Raw genomic sequence first — 3,994 nt, 5'->3', positions numbered from 1 at the left:
GAAGGCGTCGCGGAAGACGGGGAAGGTGCTGGTGAGAGTCTGTGCCATGCCGGGGTACTGGCTTCCCTGGCCGGTGAACAGCACCGCCAGGCGGCCTTCCTTGACCGGTCCGCCCTCGGTGGTGATCACGCCCGGTGCTTGTTCGCCTCGGCCGAGCGCGCGCAGTCCGGCCATGGCCTGCTCGCGGTCGGCGGCCAACACCACACCCCGGTCGGGTAGTTGGCCGCGTGATTCGAGCAGGGAGCGGGCGACAGTGGTCAGTTCGAGGTCGGGGTGTTCCTCCAGGTAGGAGGCGAGTCGGTCGGCCTGCCCGGCGAGCCCGGCGCTTCCGCGTCCGGACACGGCCAGCGGGACCAAGCCTACAACGGGCGCGGAATCCGCTCGCTGCTCGCCGGTCACCGGCTCGGGTGCCTGCTCCAGGATGATGTGGGCGTTGGTGCCGGATACGCCGAAGCCGGAGACGGCCGCGCGGCGAGGCCGGTCGTTCTCGGGCCAGGGGCGGGCTTCGGTGAGCAGCTCCACATGCCCGGCCGACCAGTCGACCTGCGGGGAGGGTTCGTCGACGTGCAGGGTGCGGGGCAGCACCCCGCGGCGGCCTGCGTGTGGCCGATGTTGGACTTCACGGAGCCGAGCCAGAGGGGTTGTTCGGCGTCGTGGTCCTGGCCGTAGGTGGCGATCAGCGCCTGGGCCTCGATCGGGTCGCCCAGCGTCGTGCCGGTGCCATGGGCTTCGACGGCGTCCACGTCGGTGCCGGTCAGTCCGGCGTTGGTGAGGGCCTTGCGGATCACGCGCTGCTGGGAGGGGCCGTTGGGCGCGGTGAGTCCGTTGGAGGCGCCGTCCTGGTTGACGGCGGAGCCACGGATGACGCCCCAGATACGGCGCTTGTTGCGTACGGCGTCCGACAGCCGCTCCAGGACGAGGACACCGGCGCCCTCGGCCCAGCCGGTCCCGTTGGCCGCCGCCGCGAAGGACTTGCAGCGGCCGTCGGGAGCGAGGCCGCGCTGCCGGGAGAACGCGACGAAGGCGTCCGCTCCCGCCATGACGGTCACGCCACCGGCGAGGGCGAGGGAGGACTCGCCCGACCGCAGCGACTGGGCGGCGAGATGGACGGTCACCAGGGACGAGGAGCAGGCGGTGTCCACCGTCATCGACGGTCCCTCGATGCCCAGGAAGTACGACACCCGGCCCGAGAGCACGCTTCCCGAACCGCCGATCATCAGGTAGTCCTCGACACCGTCGAGCGCTTCGCCCGCCTCGGGCTTATAGCCGACCGCGTAGTCGTGGTACATCTCGCCGGCGAAGACGCCGACGGCCTGTTCGCGCAGGGTGCCGGGGTCGATTCCGGCCCGTTCCAGTGATTCCCAGGAAACCTCCAGCAGCAGGCGCTGCTGCGGGTCCATGGCGAGTGCCTCACGCGGCGAGATCCCGAAGAAGGCCGCGTCGAAGTCGGCCGCGTCGTGCAGGAACCCGCCCTCACGGGAATAGCTCGTCCCGGGGTGGTCCGGATCCGGGTGGTACAGGTTCTCCACGTCCCAGCCACGGTTCACCGGAAACTCCGATATGCCGTCCGTGCCGGAGGCGACCAGGTCCCAGAGCTCTTCGGGGGATTTCACCTCTCCCGGGTAACGGCAGGCCATACCGACGATCGCGATCGGTTCGGTGAGGCGGCCGCGGATTTCGCCGTTCTCGTTTTCGAGCCGCTCGTTCTCGATCAGGGAAGCACGCAGCGCCTCGACGACCGCGCTGTCCGAACTGGTCATTTCTCTCTCTTCTCTCTGCGGTCCACTGAAGGTGCTGCTACTGCTTCCGGGCCTTTTTCATCGCCCTTGCGACAAGATCGTCGACGTCCATTTCCATGATCAGCGGCCCGTCGTCCGGTTTCGGGCCGTGCGGTGCGGCGGCTGCTCCGCCCGGGGCCGTAGCGGCCGTAGCAGCCGTCGCGGCTGTCGCTTCGGCGGACCTGAGACCGTCCACCAGCTCCAGTACGTGGTGCATGAGGCCGAGTTCCTGGAAGCGGGCCAGGGGCGTGCCGCTCAGTAGCTGCCGGATCTCCGCCTCCCGGTCGGCGAACTCGTCCGCCGACGGTGTGGCGGGGGCGAGTTCGGTCCAGAGCAGGCGGGCGATGCTCCTGGGGGTGGGATGGTCGAACACGAGGGTCGCCGGGAGCCGTGTCCCGGTCAGCTCCGAGAGCTTGTTGCGCAGCTCCACGGCGAGGAGCGAGTCGAATCCGATCTCACTGAACCCCTGATCGGGGTCGACATCGGTGGCCGAGGCATGTCCGAGCGTCGTCGCGACCTCCCGCCGGACCACGTCCAGGACGATGCCCTCGCGGCGGCCCTCCGGCGCGGCGGCGAGGCGCTCGGCCAGACCGGGACCGCCCACGGGCTTCTGCTGGACGATACGACGCCCGGTCGGGACCAGGCCGCTCAGCAGCGTCGGCAGGGTCCCCGCCTCAGCCTGGGCGCGAAGCACGCCGAGGTCGAGCTTCACGGGGAGCAGGGCCGGGGCGTCCGGGCGGCGCAGCGCCGCGTCCAGCAGCGCAAGACCCTCCTGCGCGGTCATTCCGACGCCGCCGCCGCGCTCCATCCGGCTCTTGTCGGCCCGCGTCAGACCGGCCGTCATAAGGCTGTTGTGCGACCAGCCGCCCCAGGCGAGGGAGGTGGCGGGTTGGTGGTGGGTGTGGCGGTGGTGGGCGAGGGCGTCGAGGAAGGCGTTGGCGGCGGCGTAGTTGGCCTGCCCGGCACTGCCGAAGGCACTTGCGGCGGAGGAGAAGAGGATGAAGTGGGTGAGGTGGTGGTTCTGGGTGAGGTGGTGGAGGTTGAGGGCGGCGTCGATCTTGGGTCGGTAGACGGTGGCCAGGCGGTCGGGGGTGAGGGCGGTGATGATGCCGTCGTCGACGACGCCTGCGGTGTGGATGACGGCGGTGAGGGGGTGGGTGTCGGAGATGCTGGTGAGGAGGTCGGCGAGGGCATCGTGGTCGGCGGCGTCGCAGGCGGCGATGCGGACGTCGGCGCCGAGTGCGGTGAGTTCGGCGTGCAGAGCGTCCGCGTCCGGTGCGTCCGGCCCGCGACGGCTCGTCAGCAGCAGGTTCTTGACCTGGTGCCGCTCCACCAGGTGGCGGGCGACGAGCCGGCCCAGGGCGCCGGTGCCACCGGTGATGAGGACGGTGCCGTCCGGGTCGAAGTCGCGCTGCTGGGTCTCGCCGTCGGGCAGGGACGGGACGCGGGTGACGCGAGGTACATGGGGAGTGCCCTGGCACAGGGCTATCTGCGGCTCGGCCCCGGCCAGGAGGGCGGGCAGCGCGGAGTGCAGGCTGTCGGCGCCGTCGGTGGCGACGAGGAGGAAGCGGCCCGGGTGTTCGAGCTGGGCGCTGCGGACCAGGCCCCAGCCGGCGGCGGCCACGGGATCGTCGGTGGGGGGCGTGACGACGACGAGTCGGGCGTCGGTGAGGGTGGGTTCGGCCAGCCAGCGCTGGATGAGGTCGAGGAGGTGGCTGGTGGCGAAGTGGACGTCCTCGGGGGTGCCGGGCGAGGCGGGTGAAGCGGGTGACGTGCGTGATGTGGGTGATGCGGCTGACTCAGCGGGGTCGACGAGGTATGCCAGGGCGGCGCTGTGGGGCGAGGCGCTCGCGGCCAGGGCGGCAACGTCGGCAGCGGTACGGACACGGGGCAGCTCGGCCGAACCGGTCTGCGACGCGGTCACGGAGTCGGGGGCGGCGAGCGTGGTCTCGGCCCACTTCAGCTGGAACAGCGCGTCGCGCATCCAGCCCTGATCGGTGTCGCCGCGCAGATCCGCCACCGACACGGCCCGGCCTCGCACCGAGCCCACCATCGCCACCGGGAGCCCGGCATCGTCCGCCAGACGCACGCTCATCGTGTCAGGCCCCTGCGGTGACATGTGGACGCGGAGGGTGGTGGCTGCGCCGGCGTAGAGGTGGACGTCGTTCCAGGCGAAGGGGAGGACGAGGTGGCGTTCGTGGTCGGGTTGGTCGGTG

1 protein-coding gene and 1 pseudogene are annotated in these 3,994 nt (G+C 71.2%); both read right to left on the bottom strand.

Features of this window, described 5'->3' with window-relative positions; genetic code table 11:
• Positions 1 to 1,760 (bottom strand): annotated as a pseudogene (locus ADK36_RS08030) (type I polyketide synthase); the annotation flags it as partial.
• A gap of 37 nt (positions 1,761 to 1,797) precedes the next feature.
• Positions 1,798 to 3,994, bottom strand: a 2,197-nt coding sequence (locus ADK36_RS08025) for a type I polyketide synthase (RefSeq protein WP_159391092.1), incomplete at its 5' end; no start/stop codon positions are given.

Source organism: Streptomyces viridochromogenes (assembly GCF_001270495.1).
GTDB lineage: Bacteria > Actinomycetota > Actinomycetes > Streptomycetales > Streptomycetaceae > Streptomyces > Streptomyces viridochromogenes_A.
This window is presented reverse-complemented; position numbering and strand designations above follow the sequence as displayed.